The following is a 15341-nucleotide window of genomic DNA, read 5'->3' on the forward strand; positions in this document are numbered from 1 at the left end:
GATTACTTCTTTTCTTCAGCCTTCGGAGCTTCAGGAGCCCATTCAACCTTCTTGCCAGCGACAAGATCAGCGAGGTCCTTCTTCATCATATCTTTCTGGCTTTCGAATGCAGCATACATCTTGTATGTGCCATCCGGATTCACCGCGTAAACCTTGGGAACATAGCCATCGCTGTAGAGTTCACCGAACTGGCGAGCTTCGTCCCAAACCACGTTAATGGTTTCGTCCCACTTGGCGTTATCCATGAACTTACGGATACCCACCTTCTGGTTACCACCGCTAGCAACGGCGAGCGTAATCAAGCCCTTCGGAGCAAATTCCTTGGCCATTTCGAGCACTTCGGGTGCTGCATGGGCGCAGTGACCGCAAGTAGCAGAGAAGTACATAATGAACAGCGGCTTGCCTGCAAACGGTTCGAGGTTTTCGAGATCCTTCGCAATGGCCTTATCCACAGAAATCTTCGTGGCCTTCACCTTGAAGTTCACCTTTTGCGGCATACCGTTAGAGAGCGTATCGCCACGGAGCGGAGCAATTTCTTCTTTGAGCTTGGCTTCTTCTTCCTGCTGCTTCTTGATTGCTGCGGCACGCAAATCCTGCATCTTCTGCTGGTAGCGCTGACCGACAGCGGCCAAAGAATCCTGCGGAAGCTGGAGAGCGTACGTGGAATCAGCCACCTTGGCCACAGATTCCTTGATACCCAGAATGAAGTAGTCTACATCAAATTCAGTCTGGAACTGGTTGCCGATAGCAATGAGCTGGTTGGCAAACTGGAGACCGAGCAAGTAAGAGAACTTGGTGTTATCCGGAGAATCGCCCTTAATAACCACTTCTGCACCCGTAGAAGCCGGAGCTTCGGCAATCGGCTGAGAGCGAGCCACAGAATCAATGTAAGCCTTAATCTTGTCGTTATCGCCTTCGGCCAACATAGCGCTATCCGGGCGAGTTTCATCGACACGCTTACGAGCAATTGCCGTGTAGCGGTTGCCAACAGCCTGCAAGCTGTCGTTATCCATCTGCACCTTGAAGTTCGTGTCCTTATTAGCCTTCACGTTGTCGCGAATAGCCTGAACAAGGGCATCTTCATAAATCTTTTCACCCATCTGGCGCGGAATAATCGTAAAGTTCTGGCCACCGAACTGAGCACCGAGCATATAAGCAAACTTTTCGTCGTCGGTCGTATTAGCGGTAATGGCAGCAGGGGCTTTTGCAATAGGCTTTTCACCACATGCCATAAGACCAAATGCAGCCAATGCTGCAGAACCAAGAGCAATCTTCTTCATGTCCATAAGTATCTCCTTAGAGAAAATTTTTCCGAGCGAAAATATAGAAAAATCCCCTGTAGCGGGCTACTACAGGGGGTTGTTTGCGTATAAAATAGGGCTATTCTTTCAGCAACCTTCCTACGCCACAAGCTCCTGTTTCAGAATATTTGCCAATGGCTACGATGTTGATATCTCCAGTCATTGATTCACCGCTCCATTGTTCAAGACTGATGAAGCGAACCTGTTTTGCGGCTTCTGCACCCGGAATTTCGTTTTCGTATTCATCAAAATCATCCCAAGTCATGCATTTTTCTACCAATTCCGCCGAATCATCCAATTCAAAAGAAAAGTAATCCACGGAATCAATGCCCAAGACAAGGTCTAAACCGATTTTAGACATGTATGTTACGCAAATTCCACCCCAGTCAGTAATATCGACCGATCTCGGGAGAGCCTCACCAGGCTCAGAGTCGTCTAAACGGAATGCCACGCCAATATGCGCATCCCTAGCAGTCCCCTTGTTGACATGCATTTTTCCGCATAAACCACCACAAACATCAATCAGATATTCCATACAATCCGCCTCATTCATGGAACAATCCGCTTTCCATTCGAACCAAGAGGCTCCCCCCTGTTCAGCATCATCGAAACTATACCAATACCCGGCCCTGCTCGTTTCGGAGCCATCGCCAAATCCGGTATTTACGCGATAATCGCCGTTAGCGCCATTCCACAGGCATAGCGAGCTATCAGTTTCACTACTAGAACTGTTTGGCACAAAATCCGTCACTTTCACGGGTTCACTCCATTGCGGCAAAGTCGCATCGTATTTACCAATTCCCTTGATATCGAACATACCAACCTTTTCGGAGTCGCTCTTGTAAACGAACACAATTGCATTGATTTGCTTTGCTGCCGCTTCGCCGGAAAGTCTTGAGCTATCCGGAACCCATAACGGAGCCTCGAAATCGCTCCACTTAGCGCAACGCGTCACAACCTTGTCGGCACTGAGCAACTGGTCTAGTGTAGGAGCATTCTTAATCGTTTTCGGAAGCGTGATAAACGGCGCATCCAGATTCAAAGTATCGCCTGCACCGGTAGCACTAAGCAAAACATTCATCGCAAAGTCAGACGAATAGGTTACGCAAACCCCCTCCCATTCCGAGATGTCCGCCGTTGCACCATTTTCAGCCACGGTAAAGCCAATACCGGCCATAGGCATCGAACCACCATTCAGTTCTATCGTCGCGCAAATGCCTCCGCAATAGGACACGAGTTCTTCCATATCTTCATCAGAGGACTCATTTCCAACATTTACCGGATACCGAACTCTAGACATGCCACCCATTTCACTATCAGCAAAACTAAACCAATAGCCGGCATCATCGTTTCCGACATTTACCCGAGTCATACCCTTCGCACCATTCCAGAGTTCCGGTACAATCACAACCGTGCTGCTTGAAGAACCCTGCACTTCAGAACTACTCGAAGATTCTAGCACACTGGAGCTGCTCAATTGCACCACAGAAGAACTGCTTTCGTTTTCTCCGATGGCATTGTCATCTTCGGTAACTCCCGAAGTTTTGTTTCCTTCGGAACAGGCGACAAGGCTGAGCACAATCGTGCCTGCCAATATTTTAGTGAACTTCTTCATTTTTATCCTCCCCCCACGTCAGTGGGAATAATTGTAAATTCAAACGATAAACCCGTTCAACAGCCTTACTTTGTAAGGCAATTTGCGAAATCCTTTTGCGGCACGCCTCGAGTTCTTTTAAAATCTGTTCGTAGTCTTCGGCAGACACCCCCATGGTAAGGCCCGTAAAATTACGTTCCGAAGGCGGGAATTTGTCTATCGCTTCTCTTGCAAAGTCCGCCATTTCACGGTGCATAGAGCGTAATGCCACCGGCATCACCTCTGACGAGCCTTTCAAATGCTTATCCGACTGTTCATAGTCCGAACCATTCTTTTTCAGCAAGCCCGTCTTTACCATAAAATCAAGCGACTCACGGACTTCTCCTGCAGTAACCCCCTGACAGCATCGCTTGGCGATATCACCCGGAGTCGCTCCGTGCATGGCCGGAGCAAGTTCCCTCACCACCGGATGCAACCAAGATTCAAAATACTGGAAAGCCTCGCCATCCACAATTTTTGCCTTGCAGTTCTTCGCAAGCTCCAACATGGATTCATAGGCAATTTTCTTTTCTTGGTCCGTTTTGGCGTGGCCGTAATCCACCATGCGCACAAAATATTCTAGTTCAAAACCAGCAAGATTCATTGCAACACCCACATTGGTAGCGCCCGCGGGCGAAAGCCTTGTTTTCCCCTCGCATACCAATTTCAGGTACGTTGGCGACGAAAAGCCTGCCGCATGCGCAAATTCACGCCAAGAAAAAGCCGACAAGCGCTTTTTCTCGTTATAAAAATCCTGCATATAGCAGCGATAATCTTGATATTCTGTAATCGCTTTCATGTCCACAAATATAAACCCAAATTTCAAGAAAGTCAATAGTTTATGATACAAAAATTAAATATTTTTCATAAATTTCAACACTTTTTATAAAAAAATCAAAATCTGTACTTTCATGATACACTTTTTAGGAGTAAACAAAAAGCCCCAGGCTGTTAAGCCGGGGCAAATCGATTTAGATAGAGCCAAGAGGCCGATTTATTCAGCGAAGTATGCCTTGGCCTTGGCGACAACGTCTTCGACCTTGACCATGGAGAATTCCTTTTCGTTGCGGAACTTCCATTCCACTTCACCGTTGGCGAGGCCCTTCTTGCCGATGGCGATGCGCACCGGAGAACCCCACAGGTCGGCGTCCTTGAACTTCACGCCCGGACGTTCGTCGCGGTCGTCCACGAGCACGTCAATGCCGGCAGCTTCGAGTTCCTTTTCGAACTTTTCAGCGAGTTCCATGAGTTCGGCTTCCTTGCCGATGGGGACGATTTCCACCTGGAACGGAGCGATGGACTTGGGCCAAATCGGTCCGAAGTCATCGTGGCTGTTTTCAACAACAGAAGCCATCAAGCGGCCCACGCCGATGCCGTAGCAGCCCATGATAGCCGGAGCGGTGGTCTTTTCGGCAGTGAGGTACTTGGCGCCCATGGATTCGGAGAACTTGGTGCCGAGCTTGAAGATGTTACCCATTTCGATACCGCGTGTTTCGGTGAGGAGTTCACCGCAGCAGGGGCACTTGCAGACTTCGGAAGCTTCGGCGATGTCGGCCACTTCGAACTTCGGGAAGTCGCGCTTCGGGTTGCAATGCTTGAAGTGGAAGCCTTCTTCGTTTGCGCCCGTCACGAGGTCGAAGGAATCAGCAATCGCTTCGTCCACGATGATGCGCGTGTCGTGAGAATTGATTGGGGAAGCAAAGCCCGGAACCATGCCGCAAGCCTTGATGAGGCTGTCTTCGGCGGGGTAAAGTTCCTTCGCCTTCAGCAAGTTGTGGAGCTTGATTTCGGAAACGTCGAGGTTGCCCGGAACAACAACCGTGATGAGCTTGCCTTCGAAGTCGAAGAACACGCACTTGGCGGTCGATTCAGCCGGGACGTTCAGGAACTTGGTGAGTTCGTCGATGCTTTCGCTGTTCGGCGTGGCGACCTTTTCGAGGGCCGCATTTTCGTCGCCCTTGAACGGAACACGCTGGAACTTGGCGATTTCGCGGTTCGCCTGGTAGCCGCACTTCTTACAAAGAATCAAGTAATCTTCGCCGTTCGGGGTGTCCAGCATGAATTCGTGAGCGACCTTACCGCCCATGATACCCGTATCGCTCTGCACCACCACCGGTTCAATGCCCACGCGACGGTAAATGCGGAGGTAGGCGTCGTATTCTTCCTGGTAGTGACGGTCGAGGTCTTCCTGACTGGTGTGGAAGCTGTAGGCATCCTTCATCAGGAATTCGCGGACGCGGATAAGGCCGCCGCGGGCACGGGCTTCGTCACGGTACTTGGTCTTGAACTGGTAGAGCATCACCGGCAGCTGCTTGTAGCTGTTGAGCACGTAGCGCACGAGGTCGGTCATGGCTTCTTCGTGGGTCATGGCGAGCACCATGTTGTGGTTGTTGCGGTCCTTGAAGCGAAGGAGTTCTTCGCCTATAGCCTGGTAACGGCCCGATTCGCTCCAGAGTTCAGCGGTCTGCACCACCGGCAAGTCCACTTCGATACCGCCAATCTTGTTCATTTCTTCGCGGATGATGTTTACGATCTTCTGGATAACGCGGAAGCCCATCGGCATCATGGAATAGATACCGGTAGAAACGGGCTTGATGTAGCCGCCGCGCATGAGGAAGATGTGGGAGGGCATGGTGGCATCGCTCGGCGTTTCGCGGAGCGTCACATAAAAGTACTTGGAGAGTTTCATGGTTGTAACCTTTTAAATTTTTTCGGCGAAAATTTAGGAAAATACAATGGTTTTAGCAACAAGCCTACTTCATCAGCCGTTCCAAATCATCGACCGTTTTCGGGATATCTTCAGAAATATTCCTGAAGCCGTCCTTGGTTATCAGCAGGTCGTCTTCGATACGGATGCCGATTTTTTCGCGGTAGGTCTTGCCCCCAATGGTCGCCTTGAATTCGCCGTAAAGCCCCGGTTCGCAAGAAATGAGCATTCCGGGCCTTAAAACAGTATCCAAGGAGCGGGTTCCCGGTTCACCTTCGTGAATCTGTTCGCCGATAAAGTGGCTTACCCCATGCGGGCGTTTGTCGTACAATAATTTGTACGAACCCTTCGCGCCTTTGACCAGGCGGGTTTCCAGTTCCTGCATAATGTAATCCCAAGGGACCGTCCCGATTTCCTTAAGCGAAACGCCCGGACGCACATGCTTTTGGTATTCCAGCGCCGAATCGAGCACAATCTGGTACAGCAAATTCTGTAGCGGGCTAAACTTGCCGGACACAGGAATAGTGCGGGAAATATCGCTATGCAAGCTTCCGATGCGGATACCGAAATCTAACAGCACCAACTCCCCTGCTTTAAGCGGTTCATCCTTTTTGACGTAGTGCAAGCAGCAAGCGTTTGCTCCACCCGCGACAATCGTCGGGAAAGCCAAATCGCCATCGCTTTCACGCTGCATTTCATAATCCAGCTTCAGGCCCAAATCGCGTTCAGTCTTGAAAGTCTTCATTTCGGCGAGCACCTTACGGAAGGCGTTATTCGTTACCGCCTGCGCTGCCACGGCATCCATAATGCGTTCAGGTTCCAGCGGGAGTCGAAGCGACCAATGCAGAGCAGCAGCACTCTTGAGCTTGATTCCTGTAGGCCTGAGCGCTTTGAGCAGCTGGTGCCTGAACCGGTCGTTGTGGTCTTCCTTGAACTTCTCAAAGTAGTAGGCGTAAGCGTAGCTTCCCTTCGGGAGCTTTTTCGCGCGGGCAACCACCGTATCCATGAGTTCATCCACCGGACGCACATCTTGGATTCCCGTAATGCGGGCAACTTCGTTATCGCCTTCCAAAAAACCTAAACGTTTGCCATTCCAGAATTCCTTGAACGGGTCTTTGGGCGGCACGAACAGGATTTCTTCATCGGTTTTAGGGTCAAGCAGCAGGTAGCAGCCCGCCTGATTGATTCCCGTCAGGAACATGAAGGCCGGTTCCTGCACCATTTTATTCCAGATTTGCACGTAGGCTTCCTCGGTTCCGGGGTCCATGGGGATTCCTGCAAAAACGCAGAACGAATCGAGTTCCTTGAGCATGGCCTTACGGCGTTTTCTGTACAAATTCTTGGAATTGTAGCGGTCAGACGATATAAAAACTTGCGAATAGGGCTTAGAAATTGACTTTTCGACCATTTTTTTGCCTCTAAATAGGTAAAATTTCGGTATAAATTTACCTTTTTCGCACCGCTTTTGCTTTAAATTATATACATTTGAGGCATCACAGACTAGAATGGAGCCTGATTAAATGTCTCTTTTTAAAAATTGGAAATTGATCCTTGCAGCATCAACTGTAGCACTGTTCACCGCTTGCGCCGGTTCTTCCGGTGGTGGTTCTTCTAGCGACGAAGATTATAGCGACGATAGCGGAACGCCTTCTGCCCAGAGATCTGCTCCTAAGGAAAAGATTGACGAAAACAAGCTGAAAAAGACCGAAGACGAAGCTGTCGCTATTACCGAAGAAAACCACAAGCTCCGCAAGGAAATCTTCGAAGCCAAGAACAAGCTCGGTATCTCTACGGCTCCTGCTTCCGAAGAATAATTTATAGCTGACAACGTTCTCGATGAACGAACTGCGCTATTCTTTATCAGACGACCTGAAACGAACTATTTCAGGTGAGAACGAAACGGTTTTCCGCTTATTGGAGAGCCGTTTTTGTGTTGAAATACAGACAAGACTCCCGGGACTCCGTATTATCGAAAAGAAAAACGGCGACACGGCGGGAGTTTGCGCTGTACTTGACCAACTTAAAATGGCCGCAAAAAACGGAAAAGTCCTGACGGCAAACCAACTCGAAAAGCTGATTGATCCGGCAGATTCTTCTGTAAGCGATTTCAAAGACCCGGACACAATTCCCTCGACTCCGATTTTCAGGAACCGCATGGGTGTCTCGGTATTCGCAAAGACCAAAGCTCAGGCCGAACTGGTACGGGCGGTCGAACACAACGACATCATCTTTGCCAAGGGCCCTGCCGGGACCGGCAAGACCTTCTTGGCCGTAACACTCGCCGTTGCAAGCTTGGAACGCCACGAGGCAGAACGCATTTGCTTAGTGCGCCCGGCAGTTGAAGCCGGCGAATCCTTGGGCTACCTGCCCGGCGACCTCAAAGAAAAAATCGCGCCGTACTTGCGCCCCATTCACGATAGCCTCGCCGAGCTCCTGCCAGTGGAAAAACTTCGCCGTTACGAAGAAACCGGTGCAATTGAAGTCGCCCCGCTCGCCTACATGCGCGGCCGCACGCTCAAGCGCGCCTTTATCATTCTGGACGAAGCACAGAACACTACGCCCGAACAAATGAAAATGTTCCTCACGCGCCTCGGCCAACACAGCAAGGCAATTATCACAGGTGACGCCACGCAGATCGACCTCGGCAAGGGCCAAAAGTCGGGCCTTGTGCACGCCATGAAGCTTTTGAAAGGTATTCATGGAATCGCCCAAGTGGAATTCGAGGCAACCGACGTACTCCGTCACCCGCTCGTGAAAGATATTTTGAACGCATACGAAAAGGAGAAATAAACTCCTATGAAAAAGAAACAGACTAGACTTCACTTTATTATCGGCTGGGCACTTATTGTGGCCGCGTCGATTTTCATGTTCCCCGACAAGAACATCGCTCTCCAGTCTGAACGCCCGCACTTGGGCCAGGTGAGTACACGCACGATTGTGGCTCCCATCAACTTCGAAGTTCCCAAGTCCGAACAAGAAATCGAAGCCGAAAAGACCCGCGCCGCCGAAAAGGTGAACGCCATCTTTGGCTACAACAGCGATGAAACCAACCGCGTCTACGAAGACCTCAAGTCGTTCCTGCACAAACTCTCCCAGTATGGTTCTCTGCAAATTCAAATCAACCAGCTTACCGCAAGCGGCGAAAGCGACTCTACCCTGCAATCCAAGGTCGTGCAGGCTTCACGCATTTACGAAGTTTTAAAGCAGCGTATTTCGACCTCGGCAATTAAGCCCTTGAGCCTGAATTCCAAGGCCCGCGACTCGCTCTTGATGGTATTCAACCGCATGCTTCAGGCAGGCGTTTCGAACACATTCATTGCAAGCACCGAAACGGCAGCCCAGCTTTACCGCGACAACTACAACCTGCAAGATTTCAAGTACATCGTTTACACCAAGCCGAACATCACGCTTATCAAGGACAACGAAAAGACAACTGTTGAAGCAAGCAGTATCCAGCCGCTCCGCCGCCGCATCGATGAAGCTTTCGCTCAGCTCCAGATGAGTTTCCCGAACGAACAGGGACTCTTGAGCGCCTTCTACGAAACGTTGTTCGTGTTCATGATGCCGAACGTTTTCTACTTGGAAAAAGAAACCATTTCTAGTCGCGAAGAAGCCCGCAACAAGGTGACACTCATTAAGGGCATGGTGCCGCGCGGCATGGAAATCGTGGCACAGGGCGCACCCATTACCAAGGAAATTCTTGAAAAAATCGACGCTTTGCAGCGCGCCCAGCAGAAAGAAGAAAACTCCAAGACCTTTACCGCCATTTACGGTAACGCCCTTATCTTTGTCCTGATCATTACATTCTTCTTCTTGTTCCTTTACAACACGCCGTCTAGAGGAATGTTCAAGAATGCTCGCCAGCTTTGGAGTCTGATCGCTCTTGCCATGCTCCAGATTATCGCATTCTGGGTCATGCATCACCTTTCCGGAAGCATCAATAACATCAATATTTCCATCATTCCAGAAAATCTGGATCTTATGTGGATTTATCCGTTTGCCTTTGCGCCGATTACTGCAACCGTGCTTTACGACCGCCATATCGGCCTTGCGTTCACCGTATTTTCTGCCATGATTTTCGGCATTTTGAACGGCTACGATTTGGCAGCCATGACTTGTGCAATTGCCGTGACTATCGCTGCAACCGCACCAATTGCCCGCATGCGTTACAGAGTGCAGTTCGTATGGGGAATTATCGTTGGCGTTGTGGCGATGGCCGCAGCCATTAGCGTGATGTTCCTGCTGCGTAACAGACTTTCGTTCGAAGCATTCTATCAGAACCTGATGGCCGCAAGTGCAAACATCGTGCTTTGCTACGCCCTGACTTCTGTGGCGCTCATTCACTTGATGGAACGTATTTTCGGTATCACCACGGTGCTTACGCTTATGGAAATGTCGGACTTTAACCGCCCGGCCCTCAAGCGCATTTCGGAATATGCCCCCGGTACATTCCACCACAGTATTCAGGTGTCTAACCTTGCCGAACACGTGGCCGACAGCATTGGCGCGAATTCCCTGCTTGTACGCGTGATGGCGCTTTACCACGACATCGGTAAGACCATGCGCCCCGAATACTTTACCGAAAACCAGAAGCAAGGAATCAACCCGCACAACAACATCGATCCGCTCCAGTCCGTGAAGATTATTACCGGACACGTGGAACAGGGTACAGCCCTTGCCAACGAATACAACATTCCGTCGCTCGTGGCCGCAGGCATTCGCGAACACCATGGTTCTTCGATTATTCAGTACTTCTACCACAAGGCTCTTGAAAACGCCAAGGAAACCGGCGAAGAAGTCAAGGTCGAAGATTACAGCTACAAGGGTCCCAAGCCGCAGAGCAAGGAAACCGCAATTCTGATGCTTGCCGACATTATCGAAGCGACTAGCCGTTCCATGACCGATACTAGCCCCGAAGCATTGGCCGCCATGATCCACAAGACCATCGAAAGCCGCTTTACCGAAGGCCAATTCAACGAATGTAACCTGTCTATTAGGGAACTGTTCAAGCTCGAACGAGCATTCCTGGATAGTTTGGACGGAACCTACCATACTCGCGTTAAATATCCAGGCCAAAAATAAGGCCGTTCGACTAAAAAAAAGTGCGTTTTTAGGCCAAATTCGGTTGACAAACGCCATAAACTTTGTATATTTGGCTTCGTAATCTTGAGATGAGGACTTACTGATGGATAAAAAGAATATCATTCTGATTGCAGTCGGTGTGTTGCTCCTCGCTATCGGTTTCATTTGCCTCGCCACTGGCCCTGCAGACAATCCGGTATCTCTCACGGTTGCACCGCTTATCCTGGTTGCCGCCTACCTGGTCGTGATTCCGGTCGGAATCCTCTGGAAAGGCAAGAAGCAGGACAAGTAAACCCTTTCGGGCGATTAGCTCAGTTGGTTCAGAGCGTCTGCCTTACAAGCAGAATGTCAGCGGTTCGAATCCGTTATCGCCCACTACCGAAAATCGGAAACGATTTGGGGTGGTAGCTCAATTTTGGTTAGAGCACCGGCCTGTCACGCCGGAGGTTGCGAGTTCAAGCCTCGTCTATCCCGCGAAAAAAGACCTTTCTCTGAAAGGTCTTTTTCGTTTGTACCGCGAAGCGGGACAAACAAAATCTCGACTCTCGATTCGAGAGTTTTTTTCGTTTGTAGTCATCCCGAACTTGGTTCGCCAAAAGTCACCCTGAACTCGGTTCAGGGTCAGCTTCTTGAGGTCAGCTAATACAAGCGAATGCCGCGCGGGGTTCTGCGGGCCGGAGCAAGCGTTCTGCCCATGGCATCGAACTTGGCCTTCCTGATTAAAGCCGGCGGTTCCACTTTACGAACCAGCGGAATCGCAGTCGTCGAGGTATCGCTCGTGTCAGCCACTTCGGCAGAGCTTTCAATCAATTGCCAAATAAAATCATCGCCGGAGCTCTTCGGGTTCTGAACCACCGTCGTTCCGACCGCCTGCAGATAATGTCCACTCTTGTAATTCTTGAGGTAGAACGCATTCGGCGTATTGACCGGAGCGCCTTCAAATACATACCGCTGGTGAGCACCGCCATTATAACCGTAGGTTGCCGCTCTAATGCCAGCCGCTGTGGATTCGTTCGGGATATCCACGACGCGGTTCCCGAGTTGAATGTAATATGTAACCGGATTGTCGCCCACCGAGAAAATCTTCACGAAGGTCGCCGTATCTCTACAATCCATCAATTCCAGAGCGTTGGACGAAGTAATCCCCATGCATTTCTTTGTATCGCCGAGAGACTTGATTCTCCCCTCTTTGAAAAACGCCACCTTGAACAGTTGCTGGTAAATGGTTTCAACAAGAATCACATGGTTAATCAGGTCCTGCTCGGACTTGGCTTCGCTAGCCTGGTTCAAACCGTACGGCCAGATATGCTGACGGTCGCAATGGAGCTCCGCGTTCGGGCCGTCCATTTCACGGAGTTTTGCCTGAACCTTGTCATTCCTAAAGACACCGTCTACACATGTTGCCGCATATTCCGACGTAGTTCCGACACCCATCGTGTGCGCCATTTCGTGCATGGCGGTGGGCACCACCATGTAGCTGCGGTTTTCGCCAAAACGCAAATCACCGTTGCTGCTGGCCTCGGCTGTGGGCACGCCAGGCGCATAATACACGTTGATGTATTTGGAAAGATTCGAATAGGTGTTGTAGAGCTTGACTGCAGAATCCATCACGGTCGTAATTCGCTTGTAGGCGTCTTGCTCGTCGGAGGTCGGGTTCGCAGACTTGTGCAAAGTGTATTCAACAGCCGAAAAGGCGTTGCCCGCAAGGCAAGCAACTAAGGCAAAAGAACATAATGCAGGGCTAAAAAATCTCATGCAATCTCCAATCCAAACACGTGTATAAATTTATATACAAAGTTAGGGTAAATCAAGTAAATTTTTAGTTGGAAGATTTAAGTTGGTAGAACTTAGAGATAATCTAAGCACTAAGTTCTAAGCTCTTTGTTCTTTTTTTTGTATATTAAAAACCGACTTTTAAACCCCAAAAGGAGATTTTAATGAAATCCAGAATACTCGTTGCGGGAATGGCCATTATAGCCCTCGCCGCACTTTCCGGTTGTGCCGGTGGCGTAAATGCTACCAAGTCGATTGAATTTGCCGACTCCAACAAGATGATTGCACAAGATGCTAAGGTCGATGCAGCCCAGCTCGAATCTGCAAACGCAAAACTTGACTCAGCCAAAGCCCTGCAGGCCGATGGTGACGAAGAAGATGCCGCTGCACTCGCCGAACAGAGCTCTCTTGAATACAAGCTTGCTATTGCTAACGCTGAACTTGACGCCGCCAAGAAAGAAGACGAAAAAGTTGAAAAGGAACTGAGGGGCGATGTCGAACGCAAGCTCCTTTACCAGAATATCCTTGACCAGGAAACCAAGAACGGAGGTGCCAAGTAATGAAAACGAGAAATCTTTTAGTCATTAGCGCCATGGCAGCCGCATTCTCTTTTGCTGCCGAAGAAGCAGAAGGTCCGAACGCCGTAGAATCTTGCCAGACCGCAATCGATAACGCAGCCAAGAATATTCCGGCCAACGCCACCTCTGCCAAGTACACGCTCGCAGCGGCCAAGGCCAACCTCATGGAACTTGACGCCGCCTACAACGACGATGCCGAATCTGACCAAACCAAGGCTCTCGCCGCCAAGTGCGACACTTACGCCAAGACGATTGCCGCCCAGGCCGAAACCCAGAAAGTTCGCAACAGCACCGCAGAAAAGTGGGAAAAGCGCGCCGCAACGGCCCGTTCTATCGAAGCCATTCAGGAACAGATCAACAAGGCTCGCACTGGTAAGGTGAACGACCTCGAAGCCGAAAAGGCCAAGATGAAGGACCAGGAAGCCCGTCTGCAGGCCGAAATGCAGCAGAACCAGGAAAAGTTCCAGGCCGAAGCCGCCGCTCAGGAAGCCGCCTTGAAGGCTGCCAACCAGCGTGAAGCCGACCTCCAGAAGGAACTTGCCGAAGAACGTGCCAAGGCCGAAGCTCGCCAGCAGGAAGCCATGAACAAGCTGAACGAACTGCAGTCCCAGATGATTCAGGTGACCAAGTCCGCCCGCGGCATTATCCTTTCCATGTCCGACATCTTGTTCGCCGTGAACAAGGCTGACCTTAAGGCAGACCTCAAGACGAGCCTTGCCAAGGTGGCCGGTATTCTTTCTGTGTACCAGCAGTTCAATGTGTCCATTGAAGGTAACACCGACAACACTGGTTCCGAAGAACACAACATGAAGCTTTCCCAGCAGCGTGCCGATAACGTGAAGGCTTTCCTTGTGGAACAGGGTATCGCCGAAAATCGACTCACAGCCAAGGGTCTCGGTATGACCATGCCGGTCGCCGACAACTCCACCAAGGAAGGCCGCCAGAAGAACCGTCGCGTGGACCTCGTGATCCAGGACAAGGCTCTTCAGCAGCAGGAAGCTAAGTAAGCCTAACGGAATACTTTTCCACTAAAGTCACCCCGCACTTGGTGCGGGGTTTCTTTTTTTGCATTTTGCGTGACAAAGCAGTTTAAATTTGCTATTTTTAGCCCCGTAACTTTTAAACCGGCGATGCAAGTCGCCAATCAAATCAAGAGGTAAAACAATGGCAGTTTCTTACAAGGAACTCGGCCTGGTGAACACCAGGGAAATGTTTGCAAAGGCTGTTAAGGGTGGCTACGCTATCCCGGCTTTCAACTTCAACACCATGGAACAGATGCAGGCCATCGTGCAGGCTGCTGTCAAGCAGAAGTCTCCGGTGATCATGCAGGTCTCTAAGGGTGCTCGTAACTACGCAAACGGCACCATCCTCCGCTACATGGCCCAGGGTGCTGTTGAATACGCCAAGGAACTCGGCTGCGCCAATCCTCAGATCGTGCTCCACCTCGACCACGGTGACTCTTTCGAACTCTGCAAGGACTGCATCGACAACGGTTTCTCTTCCGTGATGATCGACGGTTCTGCTCTTCCGTACGAAGAAAACATCGCCCTCACCAAGAAGGTTGTTGAATACGCTCACCAGCACGACGTGACCGTCGAAGCTGAACTCGGCGTGCTCGCTGGTGTGGAAGACGAAGTCCAGGCTGAAGAATCCCACTACACCAAGCCGGAAGAAGTGATCGACTTCGCAACCCGTACTGGTTGCGACTCCCTCGCTATCTCCATCGGTACTTCTCACGGTGCTTACAAGTTCAAGCCGGAACAGTGCACTCGCGACCCGAAGACTGGCAAGCTCGTTCCGCCTCCTCTGGCATTCGACGTGCTCCACGCTATCGAAGAAAAGCTCCCGGGCTTCCCGATCGTTCTCCACGGTTCTTCTTCCGTGCCGCAGGACGAAGTGGACACCATCAACGCCCACGGTGGCAAGCTCCCGGATGCCGTCGGTATTCCGGAAGAACAGCTCCGCGAAGCTTCCAAGTCCGCTGTCTGCAAGATCAACATCGACTCTGACAGCCGTCTCGCCATGACTGCCGCTATCCGTAAGTATTTCGACGAACATCCGGAACACTTCGACCCGCGCCAGTACCTCAAGCCGGCTCGCGAAAACATGCAGAAGATGTACGAACACAAGATCGTCGACGTTCTTGGTTCCAACAACAAGCTGTAATCGCTACGAAGCTATAAGCTTAAAAGACCGTGCGGGTAAAACCGCGCGGTTTTTCTATTTTAAACAATAAAATCTGAATCTTTTCTCATTATACATCACAC

General features: G+C 50.5%; 13 protein-coding genes and 2 tRNA genes. 9 read left to right on the forward strand and 6 right to left on the reverse strand.

Annotated features, from left to right (window positions below):
• Positions 1-2: 2 nt before the first annotated feature.
• The 5 genes from QOL41_RS08130 to QOL41_RS08150 all read right to left on the reverse strand — a co-directional run bounded on the left by QOL41_RS08130 (position 3) and on the right by QOL41_RS08150 (position 7049).
• Positions 3-1286, reverse strand: coding sequence for an FKBP-type peptidyl-prolyl cis-trans isomerase N-terminal domain-containing protein (locus tag QOL41_RS08130; protein WP_283429352.1), 1284 nt, complete (start codon positions 1284-1286; stop codon positions 3-5).
• A 94-nt stretch (positions 1287-1380) separates the two neighbouring features.
• Positions 1381-2916: a hypothetical protein gene (locus tag QOL41_RS08135; protein ID WP_283429353.1), complete on the reverse strand. Its 1536-nt coding sequence runs from the start codon at positions 2914-2916 to the stop codon at positions 1381-1383.
• A complete protein-coding gene (locus QOL41_RS08140) occupies positions 2900-3733 on the reverse strand; it encodes a TIGR02147 family protein (protein WP_283429354.1) in 834 nt (277 codons plus the stop codon). Before QOL41_RS08140 ends, QOL41_RS08135 begins: the two co-directional genes overlap by 17 nt.
• A 195-nt stretch (positions 3734-3928) precedes the next feature.
• Positions 3929-5623 carry a proline--tRNA ligase gene (locus QOL41_RS08145; protein ID WP_283429355.1) on the reverse strand — a complete coding sequence of 565 codons (1695 nt, stop codon included), beginning with the start codon at positions 5621-5623 and terminating at the stop codon, positions 3929-3931.
• A 64-nt stretch (positions 5624-5687) separates the two neighbouring features.
• A complete protein-coding gene (locus QOL41_RS08150) occupies positions 5688-7049 on the reverse strand; it encodes an aminopeptidase P family protein (protein WP_283429356.1) in 1362 nt (453 codons plus the stop codon).
• A gap of 112 nt (positions 7050-7161) precedes the next feature.
• Here QOL41_RS08150 and QOL41_RS08155 point away from each other — a divergent pair, with 112 nt between their 5' ends.
• The 6 genes from QOL41_RS08155 to QOL41_RS08180 all read left to right on the forward strand — a co-directional run bounded on the left by QOL41_RS08155 (position 7162) and on the right by QOL41_RS08180 (position 11197).
• A complete protein-coding gene (locus QOL41_RS08155; RefSeq protein WP_173654844.1) occupies positions 7162-7455 on the forward strand; it encodes a hypothetical protein in 294 nt (97 codons plus the stop codon).
• Between the two features lie 22 nt (positions 7456-7477).
• On the forward strand, positions 7478-8431 hold the full coding sequence (locus tag QOL41_RS08160; protein ID WP_283429357.1) for a PhoH family protein: 954 nt from the start codon (positions 7478-7480) through the stop codon (positions 8429-8431).
• Between the two features lie 6 nt (positions 8432-8437).
• Positions 8438-10723, forward strand: a complete 2286-nt coding sequence (locus QOL41_RS08165; RefSeq protein WP_283429358.1) for an HD family phosphohydrolase — start codon at positions 8438-8440, stop codon at positions 10721-10723.
• A gap of 103 nt (positions 10724-10826) precedes the next feature.
• Positions 10827-11015: a hypothetical protein gene (locus QOL41_RS08170; protein ID WP_088628316.1), complete on the forward strand. Its 189-nt coding sequence runs from the start codon at positions 10827-10829 to the stop codon at positions 11013-11015.
• 8 nt (positions 11016-11023) lie between these two features.
• Positions 11024-11098, forward strand: a tRNA-Val gene (locus QOL41_RS08175).
• A gap of 23 nt (positions 11099-11121) precedes the next feature.
• Positions 11122-11197, forward strand: a tRNA-Asp gene (locus QOL41_RS08180).
• Between the two features lie 165 nt (positions 11198-11362).
• Here the strand turns inward: QOL41_RS08180 and QOL41_RS08185 are convergent.
• The gene (locus QOL41_RS08185) at positions 11363-12478 is read right to left on the reverse strand and encodes an RICIN domain-containing protein (RefSeq protein ID WP_283429359.1); all 1116 of its coding nucleotides are present in this window, start codon (positions 12476-12478) and stop codon (positions 11363-11365) included.
• 182 nt (positions 12479-12660) lie between these two features.
• On the opposite strand from QOL41_RS08185, the gene QOL41_RS08190 reads away from it, so the two are divergent.
• The 3 genes from QOL41_RS08190 (at position 12661) to QOL41_RS08200 (ending at position 15240) form a co-directional block, all read left to right on the forward strand.
• On the forward strand, positions 12661-13056 hold the full coding sequence (locus tag QOL41_RS08190; protein ID WP_283429360.1) for a hypothetical protein: 396 nt from the start codon (positions 12661-12663) through the stop codon (positions 13054-13056).
• The gene (locus QOL41_RS08195; RefSeq protein ID WP_283429361.1) at positions 13056-14081 is read left to right on the forward strand and encodes an OmpA family protein; all 1026 of its coding nucleotides are present in this window, start codon (positions 13056-13058) and stop codon (positions 14079-14081) included. Before QOL41_RS08190 ends, QOL41_RS08195 begins: the two co-directional genes overlap by 1 nt.
• 157 nt (positions 14082-14238) lie before the next feature.
• Complete coding sequence (locus QOL41_RS08200; protein WP_283429362.1) at positions 14239-15240, forward strand: class II fructose-bisphosphate aldolase; 1002 nt, start codon at positions 14239-14241, stop codon at positions 15238-15240.
• Positions 15241-15341 lie beyond the last annotated feature (101 nt).

This window comes from Fibrobacter sp. UWB10, from assembly GCF_900182935.1.
GTDB lineage: Bacteria > Fibrobacterota > Fibrobacteria > Fibrobacterales > Fibrobacteraceae > Fibrobacter > Fibrobacter succinogenes_O.